Source organism: Nitrosomonas sp. (assembly GCF_024282095.1).
GTDB lineage: Bacteria > Pseudomonadota > Gammaproteobacteria > Burkholderiales > Nitrosomonadaceae > Nitrosomonas.
Genome location: NZ_JAMWZS010000039.1, coordinates 1 through 24,652 on the forward strand (window position 1 = coordinate 1; position 24,652 = coordinate 24,652).

20 protein-coding genes and 2 pseudogenes are annotated in these 24,652 nt (G+C 47.4%); 17 read left to right on the plus strand and 5 right to left on the minus strand.

The window, feature by feature from the left end; genetic code table 11:
• Positions 1 to 207: pseudogene (locus Q0K92_RS10675) on the plus strand (hypothetical protein); the annotation flags it as partial.
• Positions 208 to 878: 671 nt separating this feature from the next.
• On the opposite strand, the gene Q0K92_RS10680 reads toward Q0K92_RS10675, so the two are convergent.
• Entirely contained in the window at positions 879 to 1,496 is a 618-nt protein-coding gene (locus Q0K92_RS10680) for a DNA-3-methyladenine glycosylase (RefSeq protein WP_297325788.1), read from the minus strand.
• Positions 1,497 to 1,806: 310 nt separating this feature from the next.
• Between Q0K92_RS10680 and mraZ the strand changes: the two genes are divergently transcribed.
• The 16 genes from mraZ (at position 1,807) to ftsZ (ending at position 19,561) form a co-directional block, all read left to right on the plus strand.
• Entirely contained in the window at positions 1,807 to 2,253 is a 447-nt protein-coding gene (gene mraZ, locus Q0K92_RS10685) for a division/cell wall cluster transcriptional repressor MraZ (protein ID WP_297325789.1), read from the plus strand.
• Between the two features lie 20 nt (positions 2,254 to 2,273).
• A complete protein-coding gene (gene rsmH, locus Q0K92_RS10690; RefSeq protein WP_297325790.1) occupies positions 2,274 to 3,212 on the plus strand; it encodes a 16S rRNA (cytosine(1402)-N(4))-methyltransferase RsmH in 939 nt (312 codons plus the stop codon).
• Between the two features lie 5 nt (positions 3,213 to 3,217).
• The gene (gene ftsL, locus Q0K92_RS10695) at positions 3,218 to 3,523 is read left to right on the plus strand and encodes a cell division protein FtsL (RefSeq protein WP_110340740.1); all 306 of its coding nucleotides are present in this window, start codon (positions 3,218 to 3,220) and stop codon (positions 3,521 to 3,523) included.
• On the plus strand, positions 3,516 to 5,240 hold the full coding sequence (locus Q0K92_RS10700; RefSeq protein ID WP_297325791.1) for a penicillin-binding transpeptidase domain-containing protein: 1,725 nt from the start codon (positions 3,516 to 3,518) through the stop codon (positions 5,238 to 5,240). Before ftsL ends, Q0K92_RS10700 begins: the two co-directional genes overlap by 8 nt.
• A gap of 5 nt (positions 5,241 to 5,245) precedes the next feature.
• The gene (locus tag Q0K92_RS10705) at positions 5,246 to 6,796 is read left to right on the plus strand and encodes a UDP-N-acetylmuramoyl-L-alanyl-D-glutamate--2,6-diaminopimelate ligase (protein WP_297325792.1); all 1,551 of its coding nucleotides are present in this window, start codon (positions 5,246 to 5,248) and stop codon (positions 6,794 to 6,796) included.
• A complete protein-coding gene (gene murF, locus Q0K92_RS10710; RefSeq protein ID WP_297325793.1) occupies positions 6,793 to 8,175 on the plus strand; it encodes a UDP-N-acetylmuramoyl-tripeptide--D-alanyl-D-alanine ligase in 1,383 nt (460 codons plus the stop codon). Before Q0K92_RS10705 ends, murF begins: the two co-directional genes overlap by 4 nt.
• A 53-nt stretch (positions 8,176 to 8,228) precedes the next feature.
• Entirely contained in the window at positions 8,229 to 9,314 is a 1,086-nt protein-coding gene (gene mraY / locus Q0K92_RS10715; protein WP_297325794.1) for a phospho-N-acetylmuramoyl-pentapeptide-transferase, read from the plus strand.
• On the plus strand, positions 9,311 to 10,723 hold the full coding sequence (gene murD, locus Q0K92_RS10720) for a UDP-N-acetylmuramoyl-L-alanine--D-glutamate ligase (protein ID WP_297325806.1): 1,413 nt from the start codon (positions 9,311 to 9,313) through the stop codon (positions 10,721 to 10,723). The genes mraY and murD overlap by 4 nt, the downstream gene beginning before the upstream one ends.
• A gap of 3 nt (positions 10,724 to 10,726) precedes the next feature.
• Complete coding sequence (gene ftsW / locus Q0K92_RS10725; protein ID WP_297325795.1) at positions 10,727 to 11,887, plus strand: putative lipid II flippase FtsW; 1,161 nt, start codon at positions 10,727 to 10,729, stop codon at positions 11,885 to 11,887.
• Positions 11,884 to 12,975, plus strand: a complete 1,092-nt coding sequence (murG, locus tag Q0K92_RS10730; RefSeq protein WP_297325796.1) for an undecaprenyldiphospho-muramoylpentapeptide beta-N-acetylglucosaminyltransferase — start codon at positions 11,884 to 11,886, stop codon at positions 12,973 to 12,975. Before ftsW ends, murG begins: the two co-directional genes overlap by 4 nt.
• Positions 12,965 to 14,392, plus strand: coding sequence for a UDP-N-acetylmuramate--L-alanine ligase (gene murC, locus Q0K92_RS10735; protein ID WP_297325797.1), 1,428 nt, complete (start codon positions 12,965 to 12,967; stop codon positions 14,390 to 14,392). Before murG ends, murC begins: the two co-directional genes overlap by 11 nt.
• Positions 14,382 to 15,401, plus strand: coding sequence for a UDP-N-acetylmuramate dehydrogenase (gene murB, locus Q0K92_RS10740; protein WP_297325798.1), 1,020 nt, complete (start codon positions 14,382 to 14,384; stop codon positions 15,399 to 15,401). The genes murC and murB overlap by 11 nt, the downstream gene beginning before the upstream one ends.
• The gene (locus tag Q0K92_RS10745; RefSeq protein WP_297325799.1) at positions 15,398 to 16,315 is read left to right on the plus strand and encodes a D-alanine--D-alanine ligase; all 918 of its coding nucleotides are present in this window, start codon (positions 15,398 to 15,400) and stop codon (positions 16,313 to 16,315) included. Before murB ends, Q0K92_RS10745 begins: the two co-directional genes overlap by 4 nt.
• Positions 16,305 to 17,081, plus strand: coding sequence for a cell division protein FtsQ/DivIB (locus Q0K92_RS10750; protein WP_297325800.1), 777 nt, complete (start codon positions 16,305 to 16,307; stop codon positions 17,079 to 17,081). The genes Q0K92_RS10745 and Q0K92_RS10750 overlap by 11 nt, the downstream gene beginning before the upstream one ends.
• Before the next feature lie 22 nt (positions 17,082 to 17,103).
• Positions 17,104 to 18,342 carry a cell division protein FtsA gene (ftsA, locus tag Q0K92_RS10755; protein WP_297325801.1) on the plus strand — a complete coding sequence of 413 codons (1,239 nt, stop codon included), beginning with the start codon at positions 17,104 to 17,106 and terminating at the stop codon, positions 18,340 to 18,342.
• 67 nt (positions 18,343 to 18,409) lie between these two features.
• On the plus strand, positions 18,410 to 19,561 hold the full coding sequence (ftsZ, locus tag Q0K92_RS10760; protein WP_297325802.1) for a cell division protein FtsZ: 1,152 nt from the start codon (positions 18,410 to 18,412) through the stop codon (positions 19,559 to 19,561).
• A gap of 321 nt (positions 19,562 to 19,882) precedes the next feature.
• Here ftsZ and Q0K92_RS10765 read toward each other — a convergent pair whose 3' ends face one another.
• From Q0K92_RS10765 to Q0K92_RS10780, 4 genes and pseudogenes are all read right to left on the minus strand, one after another.
• Positions 19,883 to 21,847 carry a DUF262 domain-containing HNH endonuclease family protein gene (locus tag Q0K92_RS10765; protein ID WP_297325803.1) on the minus strand — a complete coding sequence of 655 codons (1,965 nt, stop codon included), beginning with the start codon at positions 21,845 to 21,847 and terminating at the stop codon, positions 19,883 to 19,885.
• A gap of 416 nt (positions 21,848 to 22,263) precedes the next feature.
• Complete coding sequence (locus tag Q0K92_RS10770; protein WP_297325804.1) at positions 22,264 to 22,791, minus strand: YaeQ family protein; 528 nt, start codon at positions 22,789 to 22,791, stop codon at positions 22,264 to 22,266.
• A gap of 32 nt (positions 22,792 to 22,823) precedes the next feature.
• Positions 22,824 to 24,254: a siroheme synthase CysG gene (gene cysG / locus Q0K92_RS10775; RefSeq protein ID WP_297325805.1), complete on the minus strand. Its 1,431-nt coding sequence runs from the start codon at positions 24,252 to 24,254 to the stop codon at positions 22,824 to 22,826.
• A 149-nt stretch (positions 24,255 to 24,403) separates the two neighbouring features.
• Positions 24,404 to 24,652: pseudogene (locus Q0K92_RS10780) on the minus strand (protein sphX); the annotation flags it as partial.

A 24,652-nucleotide genomic window follows, 5' to 3' on the forward strand; every position in this document is an offset into this window, starting at 1 on the left:
CACACTTTCCCGGAGAAGGGCAAATTTGTTGGATTGGTGACGGTAACCGGAGGGGCGCAAGATTATGTATCACGCTTTCCATTCTCGGTAGGAGAAGGGCGTCCGACTCCTAAAGCAGCCATCATTGCTCCTGTTGTGCTGGTGCTTGCGGTTGGTGCTTTCTTCTTGATGCGCCGCAAAAATAAAAATAATCCAACCGCAGCTTAAAATAACTATTACAAGACAAGAATTGCAGTCGTTGTTTTGATTTAAGGCACAGCGAATGATCTTTCGTTGTGCCTGTTTTATTTCTACTGTGAGTGTTGTCGGTCATTCTAATAGAGCGCATCTCATTTCTGCCAATAGTAACCAAGTAGTGCCACAATAATTTCTCAGATCCGGTAATAGGTGTGCAGAAAAATAGGAGCGTGTTTTACGCGCCACGCAAGTCTGTGGATATATTGATAAGTAGGGCTTACTTAGAAAGCATAAATGTTAAAGTATTTGTGTGTCTTCTAGTCGAAATGGAGATTAAAAAATACTTACACGTAGAGTACGACGCACCAGTCAGTTTGTTTTCATCACAACCTTAGAAAAATCTGTGGAGTTTCGCAAAGGGGCTCATTCCATATATCGGCAACAGTATTTTGAGAAGCAATGGTCCAGAGTAGGCGGGGTGCTGTAGTATCAGATATGAGGGCGCATAATGCGGATCAATTACTCTTTCTATCGGGTTATGATCGGTTATATGGTTGATTTTTAAATGGAAATTTAATTTCTGGGTGCGCCTGGAGACATTGAGATCTAAAACGCATATAAATTACTTCAACAGCATGATTTAAAAGTAATCATATTGTCCTTTGCAGTCAGATTTGCTTCTGACCGCGCGAAGGTTTCTCTTAGTATTCTACCGGTAGTGGGTCCAAGCTTCGCCATAGATACCAAGTGGCTACTGAACGCCAGGGTTGCCACGATTGGGCCAATTCGATCATCATTCTTTTATCCACGGGCCGATTATCATAATAGTGGTGGCTGATTGCGCGCTGTAGTCCGATATCATCCACTGGTAATATATCCGGACGCTGCATGTGAAAAATCAAAAACATTTCTGCTGTCCAACGACCGATTCCTTTGATTTGTATTAATTGAGCGATTAAAGCTTCGTCGTCCATTTCTGTCCAGATTGTCTCATTCAACGTTCCTTGCATGAAGTGTTTAGATAGATCCTGGAGATAAGTTATTTTTCTTGCGGATAGCCCACATGTTCTTAATAAATCATGTTCTGACGAAGAAATAGTGTGTGGTGTTATGTAAGGAATTGCGCTGATTATTCTTTGCCAGACGCTTTCGGCTGCTTTGACGGAAATTTGCTGTCCGACAATTGAGCGCGCCAGGGTGGTGAAAGCACAACCTCGTGATGTAAGTGCGGCGCCATCAAAAGATTGAATTAAATGGAGCATGACCTTGTCGCATGCGGCCAGCTCTTGTGTTGCCTGTTGCCAGTAAGAGGGTGTCATGTTTTTGCTGAATTGGAGTTGTTAAATGCAATAAGTGTGCAATTTTTGGAGCTGATAAACAAGCTTATTCAGAAAAGGTGTCGAAGAAATTAACAATTCACATTTAGTTTTTATTCTATCTGTCTTATTTATTAGGATATTTTGTTGTTAATTAAATCTTAGCTGGCATTGTCATTAAGTCTTTGTCGTATAACTATAAATTTCCATATTTCTGCTTGACTATCGCGTTTTTTTTGATTAAAGTGGGAAGTGGTGGGGAAATGTGGGAAAATTTAGTGAATCTCGATTTTCCGTAATATGAGGAGACAGCATGTTTCGTGGCGTCACGCAACTCAGTCTGGATGCAAAAGGTAGGCTCGCGATGCCAGCAAGATACCGTGGTGGACTGATGTCTTTTTGCGAGGGGCGTTTGATTGTTACCGCTGATCCTTCAAAGTGTTTGTTAATTTATCCTCAGCCAGCCTGGGAACCGATAGAACAAAAACTCAATAATCTTTCTAGTTTTGATCCGAGAACTCGTAGCTTGCAGCGATTGCTGGTGGGTAACGCCAGCGATGTCGAGATGGATGCTGCTGGTCGTATCTTGGTGTCACCGCCATTGCGTCAATTTGCCGGCTTGTCCAAAGAAGTGGTATTGGTTGGTCAAGGCGCGAAATTTGAATTATGGGATGAGGAGCAGTGGAATCTACAGATTGAAAATGCGCTGGCTTTCAAGGATGGTGGTATGCCACCTGAGTTGGATGGTTTTTCGCTGTGATGGCGCAATAAAAGGGGCAGATGCACATTTCGGTGTTGCTGCATGAAGCGGTTGATGCATTGGCGATAAAACCAGATGGTATCTATGTGGATGCAACGTTTGGACGTGGTGGGCATAGCCGTCTGATTCTGTCGCAGCTTGGTGAGAATGGCCGGTTAATCGCTTTTGATAAGGATCCTGCTGCAGTTTTGTCAGGTGAAGCAATTGAAGATGGGCGATTCTGCATTCAGCATGGTGGTTTTTCCAAAATGCAGCAAATGTTGCAAGAGATGGGGGTTGCGAGAATTGATGGTGTATTGCTGGATTTGGGTGTGTCCTCACCGCAATTGGAGGAAGTGTCGCGTGGATTCAGTTTTCGTTCTGCAGGACCGCTCGATATGCGCATGGATACAAGCAATGGGCGGACTGCGGCAGAGTGGCTTGCTACGGTTGCAGAAGATCAATTGGAAAGGGTGATAAAAGAATATGGCGAAGAACGGTATGCTCGGCAGATTGCAAGAGCGATTATTGTGGCAAGAACGCGGCAGCCTATTGTTACCACACTACAACTTGCCGAAATTGTCGCAACGGTTGTGCGCCAGCGGCAGCGGGAAAATATGCGGCATCCGGCGACGCGGACTTTTCAGGCGATACGGATTTATCTCAATCAGGAGCTTGAGGAGTTGTCGTTAGTTTTGCCGCAGTGTATTGCATTATTAAATCCGGGTGGGAGATTGGTGGTGATCAGTTTTCATTCATTGGAGGATCGAATGGTTAAACAATTTATGCGCGCTGCAGCCAATGCGGACGAATTACCACGTGGCGTACCATTGCGGGAAAAAGATTTGCAACGGTTCAGTAAACAGAAATTAAAGTTAATTGGAAGAGCAATACAACCAGGTGAGAATGAAGTGGCTAAAAACGCAAGGGCGAGGAGTGCTGTCATGCGTGTGGCGGAAAGAATTACTTTGAATGGGTAATCTGAATGTTCAAATTGAACATTTTCTTCATGTTTGTGTTGATCGCGTGTGCATTGGGTGTTGTGACCTCGCAGCATACGGCTCGTAAGCTTTTTATGGCGCTGGAGAATGAGAAAGAGATAGAGCAAAAATTGGATGTGGAATGGGGTAGGCTGCAGCTGGAACAAAGCACATTGATTATGCATGGACGGATTGAGCGTATTGCCAGGGAGCACTTAAATATGATGGTACCTGCTGCTTCGAGTATACAGATTGTGTCGATAGGTGCGGCGGATGATCGATCAGGCGCAAGGATCTTGAGCCATGATTAAAAATGATAAGCCGCAGATTAAACTGTCGTCATGGCGCTCACACTTGCTGTTTGGCTTGCTGGTTTTGGGATTGACGGGTTTGATCGGACGTGCGGTCTATTTACAAGGAATGCATCATGATTTTTTGCAGGAAAAAGGGGAATCGCGTTATAGCCGAATTGTAGCGATGAATGCGGATCGGGGCATGATTGCCGATCGCAATGGACAGATACTGGCGATTAGTTCGCCGATCGCATCCGTATATGTCGACCCGAAAGTGGTCAAAATAACGCCCGAGCAATTGAAGCAGTTATCCACTTTACTTGAAGCAGATGGTAAGGATATCGATGAACGCATTAACAGGAAAAACAGTCGGTTTGTTTATTTAAAACGACAAGTAGTGCCGGATATCGCCGAGAAAATAGTGAAGTTAAAGATCCCGGGGATATATTTGACGCACGAATCCAAACGCTATTATCCGGAAGGTGAGTTTGCGGCGCATGTATTGGGTTTCACAGATATTAACGATGAAGGTCAGGAAGGTGTCGAACGGGGTTGGCAGCAAACACTCGCCGGTGAGTTGGGAAGCCGTCGTGTTATCAAAGATAATAAAGGGCGAATCATTGAGGATATTGAAAATATCCGTCTACCCAAACAAGGACAGGATTTAATTCTGTCGATCGATCGAAGAATACAGTATCGCGCACATGTGGAGTTAAAAGAAGCGGTAAAGCTCAATAAAGCCAAGGCAGGAAGTATCGTTGTTTTGGATGCACAAACGGGAGAAATACTGGCACTGACTAATTTGCCGGTTTATAACCCGAATAATAGATCAACCATCAGCAATGAAAAAATTCGTAATCGCGCGCTGATTGATACGTTTGAGCCCGGCTCTACCTTGAAGCCATTTACAGTAGCGATCGCCATGGAAGTGGGCAAGGTGAATTCCAATACGGTGATGCAAACATCGCCGGGAATGCTGCAAGTGGGAAGAAGAACCATACGTGATGTCAATAACAAGGGCGAGTTGACGGTCGCCCAGGTAATTCAACAATCCAGTAATGTTGGCACGGCAAAAATAGCCTTGTCTCTTCCTCCGCAGGCGATGTGGGAAATGTTTAACCGCTCCGGGTTTGGCATACTTACCAATTCCGGTTTTCCAGGGGAAGCGAGCGGAATACTGCGATCGTACAATACGTGGCGTCCGATCGAGCAAGCGACCATGTCTTATGGTCATGGTATTTCGACCAGTTTGATGCAGTTGGCGCGCGCCTATACGATTTTTACCAGCGGCGGTGAATTAAAACCCATATCGCTGCTGAAGCAGAATATGCCTGTCAGGGGGCAACGCGTGATTTCCCGCGACACTGCATCGGCCATGAGCTATATGTTAGAGATGGCGACGAAGCCCGGCGGCACAGCGCCGTTAGCACAAATCAATGGGTATCGTGTTGCCGGTAAAACCGGAACAGCACATAAATTGATTGATGGTCAGTATGCCAAAAAACACTATATTTCAACGTTTGTCGGTTATGCGCCGGCGTCAAATCCGCGCTTAATCATCGCAGTCATGATCGATGAGCCCTCCGCAGGGAAATATTTCGGGGGTGCCGTGGCTGCGCCCGTCTTTAGTAAAGTAATGAGCAGTGCTTTGCACATCATGAACATTCCGCCGGATGCGCCGGCCAATAATGTAGTCACCTTTACTGCGACACCGGAAATGGATGACGAGGGGTGAATTTGATGACTGTGAAAAGAAAAACATCAAAATTATTTGATCATCATGTGTTGGATGATGTCGGCGTGCCTATTAAAAATCTGGTGATCGATAGTCGGCAGATTAAGCCTGGCGATACTTTTCTGGCCTATGCCGGAGAAAAAGACGATGGGCGTAGATTTATTCCACAAGCCATAGCGGCTGGCGCCAATGCGGTCTTGTGGGATCCGCAAGACTTTTCATGGAATCCTGAATGGCATATTCCTGCGCTGCCTATCAGTGAACTGAAGGCCAACGCAGGTTCGATTGCTAATTATGTGTATGGTAATCCATCGCAAAGATTGTGGCTGGTCGGTGTAACCGGAACCAACGGTAAAACATCCTGCTGTCATTGGTATGCGCAAGCCATGACAAGTCTGAACAAGAAAACCGCGCTAATGGGAACGCTGGGGAACGGTTTTGATGGCGCGCTTGAAGCGGCTACCAATACAACACCGGATGCAACGGTATTGCAACGCTCATTGGCAAAATTTAAACAGCAAGGCGCTGACAGTGTGGTGATGGAAGTTTCGTCGCATGGCGTGGCGCAAGAGCGCATTAACGGAACGACGTTTTCAGTCGCCGTGCTGACGAATCTATCGCGCGATCATTTGGATTATCACCAGGATATGGATGCCTACGCAGCCGCCAAGGCGCGTTTGTTTTTCTGGCCGGAATTGAAGTATGCGGTGATTAACATGGATGATGTGCTGGGCGTTGAGTTATCCCGGCAGCTGGCGAATAAAACCACAAAAATAATCGGCTATGGATTCAGGTATCCGGAACTGGGTTGTTATTCAAAGCATTTTAGAATGGTATATGGTTCAAACCTTAAATCGGATATCGAAGGCATTGAATTTGATATTGAATATGAAGGCTGTCATGAACATTTAAAAATTAATCTGCTGGGTAAATTTAATGCATCCAACCTATTAGCTGTAGCAGCGGCTCTGTTGGCAAGTGGTATCAAGCTGCCGGATGCAATTCAAGCACTGCAAAATGTACGGCCTATCCCTGGGCGCATGGAAAAATATGCGGCAGCCGATCAACCCATCGTCATTGTAGATTATGCGCATACCCCGGATGCACTGGAGAAAGTACTGTGCACGTTACGCGAGATTTTACGCGCTACCCATCAAAATAAAGCAGTGAATTCGCCGAACCCGCGTTTGCATTGTGTCGTGGGCTGTGGCGGGGATCGCGATACAGGGAAGCGTGCAATGGTCGGCGAAGTCGCCACGCGCCTGGCAGATGCGGTGATTTTTACCAGCGATAACCCACGCACCGAAGATCCGCTCAGCATTATCAAAGATATTGCTATGGGTGCGGGTGTCAGTGAATATCAGATAGAAGCCGATCGGGCGTTGGCGATTTATCAGGCAATCGCTAATGCTCAGCCGGGTGATATCGTGCTGATCGCAGGCAAGGGGCATGAAAAATTTCAGGAAATACAGGGACAGAAAATTCCTTTTAATGATGCTGAAGTCGTGCAGCAAGTGTTGAAGGATTTGGCCATGAAAGTGCGAGTGCAAACATGATGATGGTCCGGGAAGCCGCCCAGGTATTGCATGCCGAATGGAACGGAAAAGACGCGCTATTTACCGGCGTGAGTACAGACAGTCGCACCTTGAAGCAAGGCAGCTTATTTATTGCTTTGGCGGGTGAAAATTTTGATGGCAGCAGATTTGTCGCTGGCGCTGTTGGAAAAGGTGCAGTTGCGATCATGATTAACCAAGTGGCTGATAACCATGATCTTCCCATCAACATGCCATTGCTTCGGGTCAACGATACGCGACTAGGTCTGGGACAATTAGCGGCGTACTGGCGGAGCCGGTTCACGCTGCCGATCGTTGGAGTCACCGGCAGTAACGGCAAGACCACGGTCAAGGAAATGATCGCAGCGATACTGCGGCAAGTCACCATTCATGATGCATCCAAGGAAAACGGTTTATTGGATCAGGTATTGGCGACAGAAGGTAATCTCAATAATGAGATTGGCGTACCACAGATGTTGTTGCGGTTGCGTCAGCATCATCGCTATGCAGTGATTGAAATGGGCATGAATCATATTGGCGAGATTTCCTATCTGACCCAACTGGCAAAACCAACGGTTGCGCTCATCACCAATGCAGGCGCGGCGCACATTGAAGGACTGGGTTCGGTTGAAGCTGTGGCGCGTGCCAAGGCGGAGATTTTTGAGGGGCTGGATCAGCAGGGTATCGCGGTTATTAATGCGGATGATGCCTATGCGCCCTTGTGGCGGGAATGCGCAGGTTCACGGCAAATCATGGATTTTGGTTTGCGCGAGAGTGCCCGGATAAATGCGGAATATCAGACGCATCCACTGATGAGCAGAATTCAATTGAAATTGCCGGATGGGATTGCAGAAGTGAAACTGCAAGTGCCCGGTGTGCATAATATCTACAACGCATTGGCCGCCGCGGCGGCCGCCGCAGCATTAGGCGTCAAGAAAGAGTTGATCGCGACCGGATTGGAGAATTTTCAGGGTGTACAAGGGCGTATGCAAAAGAAATCCGGTTTGCATCATGCGCGATTAATCGACGACACGTATAACGCAAATCCAGAATCGGTGCGGGCTGCGCTGGCTGTTTTGGCCGCCACCGAAGGGAAAAAAATACTGGTATTGGGTGATATGGGTGAACTGGGCAAATCAGCCATTGATTTACATCGCACCATTGGTAGGGATGCGCGCAAAGCAGGGCTGGATCAATTGCTGACCCTGGGTGAACTCAGCGCTTATGCAACGGAAGAATTCGGCAAAGGCGCGCAGCATTTTAATACGATCGATGAATTACTCGATGTGGCTGAGCATTTACTGGCGGATGATGTCACTTTGCTGATCAAGGGATCGCGTTTTATGCAAATGGAGCGAGTGGTCAGGCAACTCGAGGTTTGACGCTTAGATAAAGAATAAATGCTAAATAATAAATTACAACAACCGGAGTTTTTATGCTGTTAGCATTTTTTCAATGGCTGGCTCAGGATATTCGTGCTTTCAATGTATTTAGTTACATTACATTGCGTGCCATGCTGGCTGTTCTAACGGCGCTTGTTATTTCTTTTGTTATCGGTCCCATGATGATACGAAAATTGACTGCCTACAAAATTGGGCAATCGGTGCGTGATGATGGTCCGCAGACACATCTTGTAAAAGCGGGAACGCCTACCATGGGTGGCGCTTTGATATTGATGTCCATGGTATTGACGACTGTACTGTGGGCTGATTTAAGTAATCGGTACATCTGGGTGGTGTTACTGACTACACTGGGTTTTGGGGTGATCGGCTGGATTGATGATTATCGGAAGGTGGTGTACCGCAATCCAAAAGGGCTTTCTGCAAGCGCTAAATTCTTCTGGCAGTCAATGATCGCAGTGGTCGTCGCGGTGTATCTGGCTTTAACCGCTGAATTGCCGGCACAAACAGACATGATCGTGCCCTTCTTCAAGGAGGTGGCCATCCCGCTGGGGGTGACCGGTTTTGTCGTGTTGGCGTATTTTGTCATTGTGGGCACCAGTAATGCGGTGAATCTCACCGATGGATTAGACGGGCTGGCGATTATGCCGACTGTCATGATCAGCAGTGCACTGGCTGTTTTTGCCTATGTCACCGGACACGTTGTATTTGCAAAGTATCTGGGGATTCCTTATATCCCTAATACCGGAGAGTTATCGGTGTTTTGTGGTGCTCTGGCCGGGGCTGGGTTGGCATTCTTATGGTTTAACGCCTATCCCGCGGAAGTATTTATGGGTGACGTGGGTGCGCTGGCCTTGGGTGCTGCTTTGGGGATTGTGACTGTGATTGTGCGGCAGGAGATTGTGTTGGTGATTATGGGCGGGGTGTTTGTGGTTGAAGCGTTATCCGTCATGTTGCAGGTAGCATCATTCAAGTTGCTGGGTAAGCGTATCTTTCGCATGGCGCCATTGCATCATCACTATGAATTGAAAGGTTGGAAAGAAAATCAGGTAGTAGTCAGATTCTGGATTATTACGCTCATTCTGGTATTGCTTGGACTATCAACATTAAAACTAAGATGAATTTGCAAGGTAAAATAGTATTGGTGCTGGGCATGGGTGAAACAGGTTTGTCCATGGTGAAATGGCTGTCACGCCAGGGCGCACAGGTACGTGTTGCGGATAGCCGCATGGAGCCGCCCGGTTGGAAAGAAATCGTGGCAGCTTTTCCTTCGTTACAAGTTCACAAAGGCAAGTTTGAGACCGGAATTTTTGATGGCATCGACATGATTGCGATGAGTCCGGGCGTTCCCTTGGCGGATCCCTGCGTGCAGCAAGCCATTCGGCGCGGTGTGCCGGTTGTTGGCGATATGGTGCTTTTCATCTGGGCACTTGAGCAGAGCAATCTGCCCAAACCGAAGATTGCGGCCATCACGGGGTCCAATGGGAAAACAACGGTTACCGCCATGGTAGGTGCCATGTTGAAGACAGCAGGCTGGAATGTGGAGGTGGCAGGTAACATCGGCCCGGCTGTTCTGACTGCACTGATGCAACGTATGGATGCAGGTAATTGGCCACAAGCCTGGGTTCTTGAAACGTCCAGCTTTCAATTGGAAACAACGCATAATTTGAATGCAGATGTGGCTACTGTACTGAATGTGAGTGAAGATCATCTGGATCGTTATGCCGGTATGCAAGATTACACTGCAGCGAAAGCGAGGGTCTTTTTGCATGAAAAGAATACGGGCATACAGGTTTTGAATCGGGATGATCCGGTTGTTTGCACGATGGCGTTGACGGGTAGAAAGCAGATTACGTTTGGGTTGGATGAGCCGCCCACGCAAGCGGATTTCGGCATCGTGCAGGATGAAGATGATCTATGGCTGGTTGAAGGTGATACGCAGTTGATCAAAACCTCCGAATTGGTTGTGAATGGTTTGCATAATGCCGCCAATGCGCTGGCGGCATTGGCGATGTGCCGTGCATTGGGCGTGCCTGTTAATCCACTGTTGTCAGCTTTGCGGGAATTTCGGGGCTTGCCGCACAGGATGGAAAAGGTTGCGGCGTTTAATGACGTCACTTTTTATGATGATTCCAAAAGTACCAATGTAGGTTCGACCGTGGCAGCACTCAATGGCCTGAAGCAAAACGTTATTTTAATAGCGGGCGGTGATGGTAAGGGACAGGATTTCTCTCATCTGCAACAAGCTGTGGCAAATAATGCGCGCGCCGTGGTGCTGATTGGCCGCGATGCGGAAATCATCGCGCATGAGCTGCAGGATTGTGGCGTGCCTTTGCATTTTGCGGCCACGATGGAAGAGGCAATGCAGAAAAGCTTTTTATTGGCACAGGGGGGTGATGCAGTCTTGCTGTCGCCAGCGTGCGCCAGTTTCGATATGTTTAGAAATTACATACACCGCGCAGAAGTATTTGTGGCGGCCGTCAAAGATATTGAGAATAAGTTTTTTAATTTTGGACAGAAGAAGCATTAATTGATGATTTATCAAACCAGCAATCAGAAGCCAAGAATGATGACTGATTTTGATCAGGCACTGGTGTGGTCGGCTTTGTTGTTGCTGAGCATTGGATTGGTCATGATTTATTCTGCTTCCATTGCGATTGCAGAAGCGCAATTTGGTGCTGATCGTGCATATCACTATTTATTGCGGCACAGTATTTATTTGGCGGTAGGACTGATATTGGGATTTATCGCTTTTCAGGTACCCATGCAGATATGGCAAAAATATGTCAGCTATTTGTTCATGGTGAGCACTTTATTGCTGGTACTTGTTCTTGTTCCCGGCATTGGTCATGAAGTGAACGGCAGCCAGCGATGGATTTCACTGTATGTAGTGAATTTACAGCCATCTGAATTCATGAAGTTTGTGATGGTGTTGTATGCGGCTGACTATGTGAACCGTAAGGCAGCGGATCTGAGTTATCTGCTGAAAGGATTTCTTCCTATCACCACAGTGTTGGCCATCGTGGGATTTCTATTATTGCTGGAACCGGATTTCGGGGCTTTCTTTGTCGTGACAGCGCTGGCCATGTCTGTCTTATTTCTCGGTGGCGTCAGTCTGAAAATATTTATCGGGCTCATCATTATTCTTGCTGCCGGTTTGTATGGCTTGATTTTGAGTGCTCCCTATCGACTGGATCGCGTGGTGGCATTCATGGATCCCTGGGCTGATCCTTACGGCAAAGGATATCAATTGAGTCATGCACTGATCGCATTCGGACGGGGTGAATGGTTGGGCGTCGGTTTGGGAGGCAGTGTCGAGAAATTATTTTATTTACCTGAAGCGCATACAGATTTCTTACTTTCGGTGTTAGCTGAAGAATTGGGTTTTGTCGGTGTTGCTGCAGTAATCATCTTGTTTATGTGGCTGATTAAGCGTGCCTTTGTCATCGGTCGTCTGGCCGCGAAGCTGGAATCGCCATTCGCAGCACTGGTGGCGCAAGGTATCGGGGTTTGGATCGGTTTGCAGGCACTGATCAATATGGGCGTCAATATGGGCGTTTTGCCTACCAAAGGATTAACGCTGCCGTTGTTGAGTTTTGGCGGTAGCAGCATCACGGCGAATTGTATTGCTTTAGCGGTGCTGCTACGCATTGATTGGGAAAATCGTCAACGTTTGCGAGGGCTTCCGGTATGAGACCGCGCACCATTCTGATTATGGCGGGCGGCACTGGGGGGCATGTGTTTCCAGGATTGGCGGTGGCCGATTATCTCAAAGGATTGGGCTGGCGTATTGTATGGCTGGGAACTCAGGCGGGTATGGAAATGAAGCTGGTTCCACAATATGGCTATGAAACAGAAGTCATCAGTTTTTCCGGGTTACGAGGTAAGCGATTGACTACCTGGTTTATGTTGCCGCTGCGGTTAATCAAAGCATTTATGCAGAGTATCAGTATCTTGCGTCGTGTAAAGCCTGATGTGGTGTTGGGCATGGGCGGATACCCCGCTTTTCCAGGCGGCATGATGGCATCCTTATTAAATAAGCCATTGATTATTCATGAACAGAACGCGCTGCCAGGATTAACCAACAAGATTCTGGCGAAATTGGCAGACAAAGTCATGCTGGGTTTTCCGGATGCGATTCATGCGGGCACAGCAAAAACAGTATTTTCGGGTAATCCGGTGCGTCTGGAGATTACGCAGATAAAGACACCGCAGCAACGTTTCCTGGGACGTGAGGGGAAATTGAAATTATTGGTTGTCGGCGGCAGCCTTGGCGCACAAATTTTAAATACTATGGTGCCGCAAGCGTTAAAATTGATGCCCAACAACCTTCGTCCATCCATCGTCCATCAAGCAGGCACAACGCATTGGGAAGCTGTGAAGAAAATGTATGCAGACCTGCAGCTGGAAGGCGAAGTGCTGGCATTTATCGATGATATGGCAGAACGCTATGGCGCTTGTGACGTGGTAGTGTGCCGTGCCGGTGCGTTGACGATTGCTGAATTAAGTGCCGCAGGGGCTGCCAGCATATTGGTGCCCTATCCTCATGCGGTTGATGATCACCAAACCAGTAACGCCAGGTTTCTTTCCAACCACGGTGCGGCCGTACTGATGCCGCAGCATGAATTAACCGCGCCAAGGCTGGCGGAGCTGTTGGTGAGTCTGACACGGGAAAAATTGCTCACGATGGCAATGACTGCACGCGATCTGGCAAAACCAGAAGCGACCCGGGTGGTGGCTGAAGCTTGTATTGAACTCAGTGGAGCGCGGCATGAAGCATAAAGTCAAACACATTCATTTTGTTGGCATTGGTGGTGCGGGAATGAGCGGCATTGCTGAAGTTTTTGTCAACCTGGGTTACCAGGTCAGTGGCTCCGATTTGATCGACAGTCCGGTCATTCAACGCTTGAGCAACCTAGGTGTGACAGTATATGTAGGCCATGAAAGCCGGCAGATAGCGGGTGCGGATGCGGTGGTTACTTCTACCGCAGTCAAGCCTGACAATCCTGAAGTCATCGCAGCAAAGCACAAAAATATCCCCGTTGTTCCACGTGCTTTGATGTTGGCTGAATTGCTCAGATTACGCAGAGGCATAGCGATAGCGGGCACCCATGGAAAAACCACCACTACCAGTTTGATAGCCAGTATACTTGCGGCGGCGGATATGGACCCGACGTTTGTCATCGGTGGAAAATTGGAAGCGGCAGGCTGCCACGCCAAACTAGGCAGCGGTGAATTCATTGTTGTTGAAGCCGACGAATCGGATGCCTCGTTCTTGTATTTGCAGCCGGTACTGACGGTGGTAACCAATATTGACGCTGACCATATGGAAACGTATGGCCATGATTTCAACCGATTAAAACAGACGTTTGTGGAATTTGTTCAGCATCTGCCTTTTTACGGCATGGCGGTATTGTGCATGGATGATCCGAATGTGCGCGAAGTGATGCCGGAGATTACCAAACCGATTACTACGTACGGGTTATCCGAGGACGCGCAAGTTCGTGCTATCGACATTCGGCATCATCACAATCAAATGAAATTTACCGCGGTAGTGGGTGTGAATGGTTCAGCGCGCAAACTGGATATCACGCTGAATTTGCCCGGATTACACAACATACAAAACGCATTGGCGGCAATTACGGTTGCCAATGAGATTGGTGTGCCGGACGCGGCGATTGTTAAGGCACTATCGGAATTTAAAGGTGTGGAAAGGCGTTTTCAGCAATACGGCGAGATTAAAATATCCGCGCAGAAGAGTTTTACGCTGATTGATGATTATGGCCATCATCCGGTAGAAATGGAAGCGACCATAAAAGCCGCCCGCGGCGCTTTTCCTGGTCGGCGCTTGGTGCTGGCATTTCAACCGCATCGCTATACGCGCACCAGAGATGTATTTGAAGGTTTTATTAAAGTGCTATCCCAAGTGGATGTGCTGTTGCTAACGGAAGTGTATTCGGCAGGCGAGGATCCCATTATTGCAGCGGATAGTAAGTCATTGGCACGTTCAATCCGGGTGCAGGGAAAGGTGGAACCCATTTATGTTGAAGCGGTGAGCGATGTGCCGGTTGCCATATTGGATGTTGTGCAAGATGGCGATGTGGTTCTGGTGATGGGCGCAGGCTCTATTGCCAAGGTGGCTCCGAGTATTGCACAAATGAGAAACAAACTGATTGTAGTGAATGGCTATGAACACTGAGCATCAATGCGGGATGATCGATTTGTCACACAGCACGGGACTCGATATGGCAGTAGCCGGTCAATTGACGGATAAATTGGGTGTGCATGCAATGCGTGGAGAAATGCGTGCCAATGAGCCCATGAGTAAGCATACTTCGTGGCGTGCCGGAGGCTGCGCTGAGCGCTATTACATACCGGCGGATCTGGCTGACTTTGCATGTTTCTTACAGCGTTTGCCGGCGGATGAACCGGTGCATGTGATCGGATTGGGCAGCAATCTGCTGATTAGAGATGGTGGTCTGCGCGGTACTGTAGTGGCAGTTCATGCGCAACTGAATGATTTGCAATGGCTGGAACAGGATAGTTTGGGTGGATTGATTTATGCAGGTGCCGGTGTGGCTTGTGCAAAAGTTGCACGATTTGCGGCTAAGCATGATTTGGCGGGTGCAGAGTTTTTGGCGGGTATACCAGGTACGGTGGGCGGAGCGCTCGCAATGAATGCCGGGTGCTTTGGATCAGAAACCTGGGAGATTGTTGCGCGTGTGCAGGTTATTAATCACGGCGGTGATGTGCTGGTACGTCAGCCTGAAGAATACAAGATTGGTTATCGTAGTGTGAAACTGCAACCGATATCAATCAACATAGCCGAATCTGAATGGTTTGCCGGCGGATATTTTAGACTGTTACGTGGCAATCAAACGGAATCCCGGCAAAAAATCAAGCAATTATTGGCGCGACGTATTGATACTCAACCGCTCAATCAGCCGAACGCAGGTTCGGTATTTCGCAATCCACCCGGAGATTATGCAGCGCGTTTGATCGAGGCCTGCGGTTTGAAGGGGCGGTGCATCGGTAGCGCCATGGTTTCACCCAAGCATGCCAATTTTATCGTCAATACGGGCAATGCCAGCGCGACTGATATTGAAGCATTGATCATGCTGGTACAAGACTGCGTCAAGAAAGAAACAGGGATTGAGTTAATCCAGGAAGTACGGATTATCGGTGATGCCGGGAGGTGCTCATCGTGATTGCGCACAATTTCGGCAAAGTGGCAGTACTACTGGGCGGTCGGTCTGCAGAGCGCGAGGTGTCATTGCAAAGTGGGCAGGCTGTTCTAGGTGCGCTGCGCAGCAGTGGTGTCGATGCGCATCCATTTGATCCGGCAGAACAAGCATTGGAAGAGCTGTTGTATCAAGGCTTCAATAGGGCCTTTATCGCGCTGCATGGACGTTTTGGTGAAGATGGTACGATCCAGGGTGCGCTTGAATTGATGGGACTGCCCTATACCGGTAGTGGTGTGATGGCCAGTGCGTTGGCCATGGATAAATGGCGCACCAAATTGGTGTGGCAGGCAGCCGGTATTCAGTCTCCTCGTTATGTGCTACTGCAGGCTGACAGCAATTTTGAAGAAATCGTTGCAACACTGGGCTTGCCGTTGATCGTTAAACCGGCACGTGAGGGTTCCACGATCGGTTTAAGTAAAGTGCGTCATCAGCAGGATTTGGTAGCAGCGTATCAATTGGCGGCACAGCATGATGCTTTGGTGCTTGCTGAAGAATTTATTGCTGGCAAGGAATTGACAGTGGCTGTTCTGGGAGAAACGCCGCTGCCAATCGTAAGAATTGAAATAGCTGGTGAGCTTTATGATTATGAAGCCAAGTATTTTTCGAGTGATACGAGCTATTTCTGTCCAAGCGGTTTGCCGCATGAACAGGAATCGGCGATCCAGGCTCAGGCATTGCAGGCCTATAAAGTGCTGGGGTGTGAGGGCTGGGGCAGGATTGATCTGATACTCGACCAGGCAGGACAATTCTATTTTCTTGAAGCCAACACTTCTCCCGGTATGACAAGCCACAGTTTGGTACCGATGGCAGCAAGCGCAGCGGGAATTTCTTTTGAAGATTTGGTCATAAAAATACTGGCGCTATCTCATGTGGAATAACTATCAGGCGCTCAATTTGCTGTCCAGGACATTGTTTACTTTAGTGGCAATAATGATCTTGTATGCAATCGGTTTACAGCTGATCAAGCCGCCGTTTTTCCCCATTAAAGAAATTAATATTCACATTGTGGATGGTGCAAAAAAAGATGCCAAGGAATTGTTGAATATTACGCGTGAGCAGATTGAGCAGCTGACAAAACATGACATCAAAGGAAATTTTATTTCAGTGAATCTCACTGAAGTGCGCGAAGCTTTTGTAAAATTGCCTTGGGTGCGTGATGCAAAGGTAAAGAGGGAATGGCCTCATGGTTTGAATGTAACGCTGGAAGAACACCAGGCACTGGCCTATTGGGGGAGTCATGCATTAGTCAATACTTATGGCGAGGTATTTCGCGTCACAGTGGATAGAGATTTGCCTGTTTTTACCGGCCCTAAAGAGGCAAGCGCACCGGAAGTTGCACAGCGATATCGCCGCTTCAGCAAGATACTGGCGCCATTACAGCAATCTATTGTGCAAATCAATCTGACGCCGCGCTATGCCTGGCGCATTCAGTTGAATACTGGGACGGTACTGGAGTTAGGACGTGATGAGACGGAAGAAAGGTTGGTTCGTTATGTTTCAGTCTATAACCACAGTATTGCGCGATTCAACCAGGAAGGGCCGTTGGCGTATGTCGATCTGCGCTATCCCAATGGTTTTGCTATCCGCGTGCCCGAAGTGATGCAGCATGTACCGCGTAAATCCGGTTCGAAGAGAGAAACGTGAGACCAGGGAGAGAGATAACTCGATGAACAAAGCTAGGGAAAACAGAAACCTGATTGTTGGCCTCGATATTGGCACATCAAAAATTGTTGCTGTCGTTGCAGAAGTCATTCCGGATGGGAGCTTCGAAGTGATCGGCTTGGGTAGTCACCCTTCGCGTGGATTGAAGAAAGGCGTGGTGGCCAATATCGAAACCACAGTGAATGCCATTCAACGAGCGCTGGAAGAAGCGGAATTAATGGCGGATTGTAAGATTCATGAGGTTTATACAGGAATCGCCGGCAGCCATATCAAAGGCTTCAATTCAGACGGCATGGTTCCCATCAAAGATAAAGAAGTCACGGAAAAAGATGTGGAGCGGGTGATGGAAGCGGCAAAAGCGGTGAACATACCGGCGGATCAGCAAATCCTGCATATCCTGAACCAGGAATTCATCATCGACGGACAGGAAGATGTGCGCGAACCGGTAGGGATGAGCGGCATACGCTTGGAAGTAAAAGTGCATATCGTGACCGGTGCGGTTTCTGCGGCACAGAATATTATGAAGTGTGTGCATCGCTGTGGTCTTGAAGTACGGGATTTGATACTGCAGCCGTTGGCATCCGCGATGGCCGTATTATCCGACGATGAAAAAGACCTGGGTGTCTGTCTGGTGGATATCGGTGGCGGCACGACGGATATCGCAGTGTTCACCAATGGCGCAATTCGGCACACAGCAGTCATTCCGATTGCCGGCGATCAAGTCACCAATGATATTGCGATGGCATTGCGTACCCCGACCAAGAGCGCTGAAGACATCAAATGCCGTTATGGCTGCGCCTTGAGAAGTCTGGCGGATACCCAGGAAATGGTGGAAGTTCCTGATGTGGGTAATCGCGGTTCGCGCCAGCTTTCCAGGCAAACATTGGCGGAGGTGATCGAGCCGCGGGTGGAGGAGCTTTACTCTATGGTGCAGGCCGAACTGCGCCGCAGTGGATTTGAAGAATTGCTCTCATCAGGCATAGTCATTACAGGTGGTTCTGCCTCATTACGGGGGATGGTGGAATTGGGTGAGGAAATTTTTCATATGCCGGTGCGATTAGGTCTGCCTAATTACCATGGCAATTTAAAGGAAGTGATTCATACACCGCGGTATTCTACGGGTATTGGCTTGATTATTGCCGGTATCGAGCAAATGCAGCATCAGCAAGGTTCAAAATTGCAAGGCGGTTCCGCCAAGCAGATTCTTTCGAGAATGAAAGGATGGTTTCAAAGAAATTTTTAATGAGAAATTTTCAGGGTGTGTAAGCTGTCAGGTGGCTTTAATTTCAATGTACTAAAGGAGAAACATTATGTTCGAAATCATGAATAACGAAACTCAAGAAGCGGTCATCAAAGTTGTCGGTGTGGGTGGCTGTGGAAGCAATGCGGTGGATCATATGATCCAGAACGGCATGCAAGGTGTTGAGTTCATCAGTATGAATACTGATGCGCAGGCATTGAAAGGTAATAGAGCGCCGACGATATTGCAATTGGGCACAGGGATTACCAAAGGACTGGGTGCAGGGGCAAATCCTGAGATTGGCCGCGAAGCCGCACTTGAAGATCGTGATCGCATCGCAGAGATGATTCAAGGCGCGGATATGCTGTTTATCACCGCGGGCATGGGGGGTGGAACGGGAACGGGCGCAGCACCGGTGGTCGCGCAAGTTGCCAAAGAAATGGGTATCTTGACTGTGGCGGTTGTCAGCAAGCCGTTTGCATTCGAAGGAAAACGCCTGGTCGCCGCGAAGGCAGGTATGGAAGCACTGTCACAGCATGTTGATTCATTGATTGTAATCCCTAACGATAAGCTTATGATGGTGTTGGGTAATGACATTTCCATGCTGGATGCATTCAAAGCGGCTAACGACGTGCTTTATGGTGCAGTCGCCGGTATTGCCGAAGTGATTAATTGTCCAGGGCTGGTTAACGTTGACTTTGCCGACGTGAAAACCGTGATGTCGGAAATGGGCATGGCGATGATGGGTTCAGCCATCGCAGCCGGTGTTGATCGTGCCCGCGTTGCGGCAGAACGTGCGGTTTCAAGTCCGTTGCTGGAAGATATTTCCTTGTCGGGCGCGCGCGGCATTCTGGTCAATATCACTGCCAGCTCATCATTAAAAATGCGCGAAGTGCATGAAGTGATGAATGCCATTAAGAATCTCACAGCCGAAGATGCAACTATCATTGTGGGTACCGTCATTGATGAGAATATGACGGAAGACTTACGTGTGACCATGGTGGCCACTGGATTGGGCAGCATTGCAAGTCAGAGCCAAAGCACACCTTTGACGATGATTCATAGCCGCACAGGGACAGACGATCGGGATTCGATCTATGCAGCGGAAGAACCGGCAGTGATGCGTACAGGCAGAAGAAGCAATGCTACAGTGGCAGCAATGCGTCAATCAGGTGTTGATCCAATGGATATACCGGCTTTCTTGAGAAGACAAGCGGATTAGTCTGAATTATTGGGAAATAAATGCTTTGCTGCCCTGTTGGTGATCCGGCAGGGTGGTTTTGCAAGTGATTGAATTGACCAATTTGACATTGATTAATTGAATTCCACCTTTTGCTGGTCTCGACACTTTGGCTTAGAGTGTCAGTGAGATAAACTAGACCGTCTTTCACGTAGCGGTTAAAGGTTGTGTTGCAAAGGGAGAGCGGCTTCCGCTGAACATCGCATCCTGATCGGCTACTTATGGTCTGTACGCTCTACATACATCATTTAATCGCATATAATGTGCGCAACATATCTTATAAGTGTGTGGTTATACTCATAGTCAAAAAGCGCTAGGCCATTGAGGTTTATTTCTCTGGCGCCATTGTTCAAGACGTCTATGGGCAGAGTCCTGGCCCACGTCAATTTCAAGGAAGTCACAAATAGATTTCCACGATTGAGGGTTATTAAGACCTTTCAAATCGGAAGCGTCATTGGTTAGGCGAACGCTTTCCAGCCATATCTTCGGGGTGATCTCTGCAGGGATTGGCTCAAAATTACTATCAGAACTAGACCGCTCAATGCAATATCCTTTAAAGAACTTCTCTAGAATCCTATGAGCCCGATCTTTGATTGCTGACTCGTCAAACACTTCGTAATCCAGCAGCATTTGGTTAAGGCGAATCCGTGATTTTTCTGCAAGCAGCTTCTTTTTCTCAGAAAACCCCTTGTTGCTCAATCCCTGATTATCAAAAGTGATAGAGAGATTACCCAAGGTATGTATATATTGTTGGTGTGTGGTCTCTGGAATGCCAGACCAGTGTCCATTCAGAGTCTGGGGCATAATATGCTCAATCTGACACCCCTTAAGTCCGGTATCAAATGAAATGATTTCGTTTTGGCCTAGATTCTCCACAAGAACAAGAAACCGGAGAAGTTGTTTCTGATTTCTGTACAGATCAATGTCCGTTATTCTTCGCTCAATCAATCCAACACTTGGTTGCCTGTATCCTTCAGTTGTAGATGTAACGAGTATCTCAAATGCAGCGGCGTAATCATGCCAGTAGTTTAGATCTTTGGCTTCCAGCTTCTTGGGAATCGTGGGAATAAATCGAGTAATGACCTTTGCTGGATCGCCGGAAAGGAAACGACAAGCATCATATGCCGCAACCTTATTAATTGCATTATTCAGAAGCTGCTTGTCATAAACAACAATTTTTCCTTCTTCAATTTTGGATAATTTTTCCACAATATCCATGAGTAGTGTGGCATATGTAAAAAATGATGTGCGTAAATATCCTAGTGAATTTTTGTCAATATCAGGATGAGAGCCGACTCGAAGAGTCTGGTAGATCGTTCCCCATTTAATAAGATCCAGGATAAGTTGTTTGCAAGTTCCAAAATCAACGATATCACCGACCCATTTCTTAAATGCATGATGAACAACCTTCGGATCTTTTGTGACTTTCTCAGCAGTCTTCACGGCAAGATACTCGCGGAAGAAAGCCTCAATATCGTCTTCTCTTTCCGCCAAATTAGTAAATAATGCCTCGAACTTATTTGTGTATAACTCGATGAGTTGCTTTTCCTCGTGGTGCGTAACCTGAAATCTCTTAAATGTAAAAATAAAATTTTTTATGAGATCGGAACCAGAAAGTCGTTTGCCAGATGAATTAATCGATTCAAAAACCGAGTTCTCATCTTGATCCTCGTCGAGGAAGATTACGACGACTTTAACTCTTTCGAGAGTGTCAACAAACCTTTGGAGGTGATATTCGTTCCAAGCTTCGAATCTTCTAACGATGTGATTGTAGTTTTTCCAATAGTTTGTCGACCGATCGGTCAAATCAATTGTCAGAAGTTCACCGGATAATAACGTATTGAGCGTTCTTTGATGCTCCATGTTATTAAGCTTGATTCTGATATGATCTCCCTCCTGACTGAACAATGCTCTACATATCGCCCGGGCTGATTCGAGCGCATTCTCAGTTTTTATCTTTGAAAGATAGAGGTATCGGATCGCGCATAAAATCAAGATAGTAGTCGTAATTCGCTGCTGACCATCGATTACTACTCGCTCAGTAACGAATCCACGAGTCTGATTCTTTACAATTATGTTACCAATGTAGTAATCAGCCTTGGAATTTCCCTCGTGCTCTTCCGCGAACTCAACAATATCATCTATTAGCTTGTCGACCTCCGTCTTCGCTTGCCATGTGTAAGTTCTCTGATAAATGGGAATATGGAAGGACATATTATCGCCCATAATCAGATCCCTAATATTCTTTTGGTGACCTTCTATTGTCATGAGATTTTCTCGTTGCTTGTTATTTTGCTTGCAAAAATGGGGGACTTTTTACTTCGTTCGCTGACTTAAATGTCGATTTTAATGAAAAAGTTCAGGACTCTCAATCAGTCCCTGACAGTTCAAACGCGCTCTAATCAGCGTAACTTGCAGACGATAAAGTATATTAATTAGGCAACTACCGATAGCCATTTCTTAACTATAGAGACTAGTGGGTATATCTTGCAATTGAGCTATTTTCTTGAGCGCGAAGGATTGGAAAGGGATCGACTTCTGTCGCTTGAGGGGAGAACGTCTCCGAAAGTAATTGGCCGGAAGTGGTCATTTCAATGATGCATATTGTCAGTGCTTATTCAATTCTTTTCCTGAATACGCCAAACTACTTACAGATAATTATCTATTTTTATGCAACAAAGAGCCTATAAAGGTGCCCAACTTACCTCGCATTCCCCCGATTCCGTAGCGACATAGGCGGAATTCTCCGTAATGGTGACGGATATGTCCATGGTTCTTTGCACCATCTTTGTCAGCGCTTGAATATCTTTCCATTGGAACTGAAAAATCAGTGCGGTCAGTTGACTGAATTTTTCCCGCTCCTGTATCCACCAGACGTCCGATTTGGAATTAAAGCTGTACACTTTGACGGTTTGTGCGAGTCGGGTTGCTTTTTTGATGCGATCGGCAGCGGGCTCTCCGACATCGATCCATAAAGCGATTCGACCATCTAAGGTGTGTACCCATAAATCAGGTTCTTCAGCGCTACTTAATCCTTTGGTAAATGACAGAGATTGCTGCGCATTGATACAGAATGCAAGGATACGCGCCATCATGCGCTCAAGCGTTTCTGATGGATGCTGGGCGATGGTCAGGTTGAGCGTGTCGTAATAATTACGATTGAGATCGGTCAATGCGATTTTAAATTTGTAAATGGTCGGTTTTAACGCCATAAGTATCCCAGTTCGTTATTCATCAGTATTTTCTAGGCTTCCGGTTCCAATGGCATAATATCGGCTTGAGCAGTTTCTTGAGTCGGTTCAAACCACGCCAGCGTTTTGTGCAGTTTGACCACTTCGCCGACGATGATCAGTGTGGGGGGGGTCAAATTAGCAGCGGCGGTGAGCCTGGGCAGTGTGTTGAGGGTTCCGGTAACGATTTTTTGTTGCTGTGTCGTGCCTTGTTGAACGATCGCGGCAGGCGTCGTGTCCGGCAGACCATGAGTGATCAGTTGCTGGCATAAAACAGGCAGACCCAGCAGTCCCATATAAATCACAATAGTCTGGTTAGGGCGTGCGAGATAGGGCCAGTCGAGATCAATGGTGTTGTCTTTAAGATGGCCGGTGACAAAAATACAGGATTGCGCATAATCCCGGTGCGTGAGTGGAATGCCTGCATAGGCCGCAACGCCGGATGCGGCGGTAATGCCGGGAACTACCTGAAAGGGAATATGGTGCGACGCCAGCGTTTCAATTTCTTCGCCGCCGCGCCCGAAAATAAAAGGGTCGCCGCCTTTCAGTCTGAGTACGCGCTTACCTTCCTGAGCCAACCGTACCAGCAGTTGATTGATGGATTCCTGTTTCAGCGTGTGGCGGTTACGCTCCTTACCTGCATAAATACGAGTGGCGTCGCGACGCACTAGATTAAGAATGGCGGGTGAAACCAGACGGTCATACACCACGACATCGGCTTGTTGCATCAGGCGCATGGCGCGAAAAGTCAGTAGATCAGGACTTCCAGGTCCCGCGCCTACCAGATAAACCTCACCTTGTGGTGGTGCGTCGTTTTCTTGCTGCAATGATTGCAGCAGATAATCCTGGGCGGCTTGATCCTTTCCGGCCAATACCATTGCAGTCAGCGGGCCTTGCAAAGTTTTTTCCCAGAAAATGCGTCTTTTTTCCGGGTGTGTGAAATGCTGCTTGACGTGTTGACGGAATTTTCCGGCAATCGCAGCAAGGCGTGCATAAGCGGCCGGTATCATGATTTCCAGTTGGGCACGCAGTAATCTGGCCAGCACGGGGGATTGTCCGCCGCTGGATATGGCAATCAGTAACGGCGACCGGTCTACGATGGAAGGCATGATAAAGGTGCATAAATCCGGATCATCCACCACATTGACCGGAATCTGCCGTTGCCGAGCCGCTTCGGAAATCTGTTGGTTAACGGTGCGATCATTCGTTGCCGCAATGACCAAGACAATATTTTCCAGATGCTCAGGTTGGAAATAGCCGGCATAATGGTTAATTCTGCCCTGCACCCGGTACTCATTTAGCGCTGTATCCAGTTCCGGCGATACCACGCAGACTTGCGCGCCGGCCTCGAGCAGTAGCATGATTTTACGTGCGGCAACTTCGCCACCGCCTACTACCAGGCAGGTTTTGTTATTAATATTGAGGAAAATTGGCAGAAAATCCATTGATCCTGAATCCCGATAATGAATAAAGGAAGTACTGATTAATTCTAAGCCAAATATCGGCTCGTGAGTTAATCAGTACTTCCTTGAGATGTGATGATTATTTTCTACAGGATATCTGAGTGTAGAAAGGTATTCTAACCGGTTTAAGTTTATAAACTGGATTCCAATTTCAGAATTTCTTCCAGTTTTATATTGATCCCACTGCCTTTAAATACGGTACCTATTTTTTTCTTATTCAGGTGTTCGATATTGAGATCGTATACTTCTTTAGACAGCGGGAAGTATTTCACTTCGGTCACCAGTTCTGGTGCATTTTTCATATAAAAATTAACAAATTCGCTAATTTCTGGCTTGTCAGCTGATTTGGCATTGACATAGATGAATATCGGGCGTGATAA